A 2,743-nucleotide genomic window follows, 5' to 3' on the forward strand; every position below is an offset into this window, starting at 1 on the left:
CCATAAAGCATTAAAGATCCTTTCTGTGCATGAACCGTTGTTAAAGACGTGCATACTAGGAGAAGAACTAAACCCAAATTAATTTTCCAACTATTCATAAAATTCTTTTTTGATGTTTTTATTCTAGTCTTACTGCAACAAAATAAATTGTCGCAGTAAGAAGTAGAATAACAGTTATTAATTAAAACAAGTAGTATAATTGTGCTAATGGAAGCTTATCCACAGGTTCGCAAGTGATTTTTTCTCCGTCGATTGTTACGGTATAGTTTTCAGCATTTACCATGATTTCTGGAGTTGCGTTGTTGTGAATCATATCGGCCTTGCCAATGTTTCTACAGTTTGAAACTGCTAGTAGCTTCTTTTCTAAACCATATTTTTCAGCAATATTATTGTCGATACCAGCTTGAGAAACAAAGGTGAACACGGTTTTTGTCAATGCTTTTCCGTACGTTCCAAACATATTACGCATAATGATAGGCTGTGGTGTTGGAATAGAAGCATTAGCATCCCCCATTTTGCTTGCGGCAATAAAACCTCCTTTTACGATAATTTCTGGCTTCACTCCAAATAATGAAGGTTTCCAAATTACCAAGTCAGCAATTTTGCCTGCTTCTATTGATCCAACATAATTAGAAATCCCGTGCGCAATTGCAGGGTTGATTGTGTATTTAGACACATATCTTTTTGCACGATAGTTGTCATTTTTGTTTGCTTCATCTTCGGCTAAATACCCTTTCTGTTTCTTCATCTTGTCAGCTGTTTGCCATGTACGAGTAATTACCTCTCCTACTCGTCCCATAGCTTGAGAATCAGAACTCATGATACTGAAAACGCCCATATCTTGAAGTACATCTTCTGCAGCAATAGTTTCTGGACGAATACGTGAATCTGCAAAAGCTACATCTTCTGGAATTTTTGGGCTCAAGTGATGGCAAACCATCAACATATCCAAATGCTCATCAATAGTATTTGTTGTATAAGGTCTTGTTGGGTTTGTAGAGGCTGGCAATACATTTGGATACATTGCTGCTTTAATAATATCTGGCGCGTGACCTCCACCAGCTCCTTCGGTGTGGAACGTATGAATAACACGTCCTGCGATAGCATTCATAGTATCTTCAAGAAATCCTCCCTCATTAAGTGTATCTGTATGAATAGCTACTTGCACATCATATTTGTCTGCCACTTTTAGAGAAGCATCAATAACAGCAGGAGTTGCTCCCCAATCTTCATGGATTTTTACTCCTAATGCACCTGCTTCAATTTGCTCTTCAATAGGAGCTTCTGTAGCTACATTCCCTTTTCCAAAAAAACCAACATTTACAGGAAATGCTTCTGCAGCCTGTAACATTCTCTTAATGTTGTGTTGTCCTGGAGTAACAGTTGTTGCATTTGTTCCATCAGCAGGACCAGTTCCACCACCAATCATAGTAGTAACTCCACTATACAAAGCTGTTTCTATTTGAGTAGGACTGATAAAGTGTATGTGCGTATCAATTCCCCCAGCTGTAACAATATATCCGTGACCTCCATGAACTTCTGTCGAAGCTCCGATAATCATGCCAGGTGTAATATTGTCCATTGTATCTGGATTTCCTGCTCTACCAACTCCAACAATTTTTCCATCTTTAATACCAATATCACCTTTTACGATTCCCCAGTGGTCAATAATTGTAGCTCCTGTAATTACAAAATCTAGAACACCTCCGTCACGTAAAGCTGTCGAAGATTGGCACATACCATCTCTAACCGTTTTTCCTCCACCAAATTTTGCTTCATCACCATAAGAGCAGAAATCCTTTTCAATTTCAATAATAATCTCTGTATCTCCTAAACGTATTTGATCTCCTACTGTTGGACCAAAAATACTTGTATAATTTTTTCTAGTTACTTCTAAACTCATGATTTCACATTTTTAAATTTCCCTTCTTCTAAGCGTTCTAATGCAAGAGCTTTATTATGCGGTGATAAATCTCCATCTACTAAATTGTTGTGGCCATAGATTTTTTGATTTCCTCCAAATTGAGTTAGCTCAACTTCTTTCTCTTCTCCCGGCTCAAATCTCACTGCTGTACTAGCGATAATATTTAATCGCATTCCGAATGCTTTTTCTCTGTCAAAAGACATCATTCTATTCACTTCAAAAAAGTGAAAGTGGGAACCTACCTGAATTGGTCTGTCTCCGGTATTTGTAACTTTAATAGTTAACGTTTCACGGCTATCATTACAGATAATATTATTATCTTTTAATATAATTTCTCCTGGAATCATTGTTAGTATTTTTTAGATTTATCGCACAGGATTGTGCACTGTTACAAGTTTGGTACCATCTGGAAATGTGGCTTCAATCTGTATGTCATGAATCATTTCCGCAACACCTTCCATTACATCTTCTTTTCGAAGCAAGGTCGCGCCATATTGCATTAATTCTGCTACGGTCTTGCCGTCTCGTGCACGTTCCATTAGTTCACTGCTAATAAGAGCAATGGTCTCAGGATAATTTAGTTTTAAGCCACGGGCTTTTCTCTTTTGAGCTAGTTCGCCTGCTGTATGCAGCATTAGCTTTTCGATTTCTCTAGGTGTTAAATGCATAATAAAAATATTTTAGTTAAAAAATAACATGGGGTATTGAAAGCTGCATAACTGATTTCTTTAAATCAATTATGGCTTTTCATTTGTAATAAAATGGGAGGAGGTGAAATCAAGGCAATAATTGCCCTATCCAAATAGAATACTAATTGGA

The 2,743-nt window shown here is 37.2% G+C and carries 3 protein-coding genes; all 3 read right to left on the bottom strand.

Annotated features, from left to right (window positions below; all coding sequences use genetic code 11):
• Positions 1-181: 181 nt before the first annotated feature.
• Genes ureC through ureA form a run of 3 tightly spaced genes read right to left on the bottom strand, consistent with a single transcriptional unit; the run spans position 182 to position 2,592 of the window.
• The gene (gene ureC / locus B3J44_RS01895) at positions 182-1,903 is read right to left on the bottom strand and encodes an urease subunit alpha (protein ID WP_286965307.1); all 1,722 of its coding nucleotides are present in this window, start codon (positions 1,901-1,903) and stop codon (positions 182-184) included.
• Positions 1,900-2,271 (bottom strand): urease subunit beta, encoded by a 372-nt coding sequence (gene ureB, locus B3J44_RS01900; RefSeq protein WP_198857245.1) that lies wholly within the window; start codon positions 2,269-2,271, stop codon positions 1,900-1,902. Before ureB ends, ureC begins: the two co-directional genes overlap by 4 nt.
• Before the next feature lie 18 nt (positions 2,272-2,289).
• Positions 2,290-2,592 carry an urease subunit gamma gene (gene ureA, locus B3J44_RS01905; RefSeq protein WP_111425036.1) on the bottom strand — a complete coding sequence of 101 codons (303 nt, stop codon included), beginning with the start codon at positions 2,590-2,592 and terminating at the stop codon, positions 2,290-2,292.
• Positions 2,593-2,743: the final 151 nt, after the last annotated feature.

Source organism: Flavobacterium sp. UBA4854 (assembly GCF_002399805.1).
In the GTDB taxonomy this organism is placed as follows: Bacteria; Bacteroidota; Bacteroidia; order Flavobacteriales; family Flavobacteriaceae; genus Flavobacterium; species Flavobacterium ginsengisoli.

Bases quoted from the DNA above. Each gene is read 5' to 3' on its own strand.
- ureC (WP_286965307.1), bottom strand. From the start codon at position 1,903: ATGAGTTTAGAAGTAACTAGAAAAAATTATACAAGTATTTTTGGTCCA.
- ureB (WP_198857245.1), bottom strand. From the start codon at position 2,271: ATGATTCCAGGAGAAATTATATTAAAAGATAATAATATTATCTGTAAT.
- ureA (WP_111425036.1), bottom strand. From the start codon at position 2,592: ATGCATTTAACACCTAGAGAAATCGAAAAGCTAATGCTGCATACAGCA.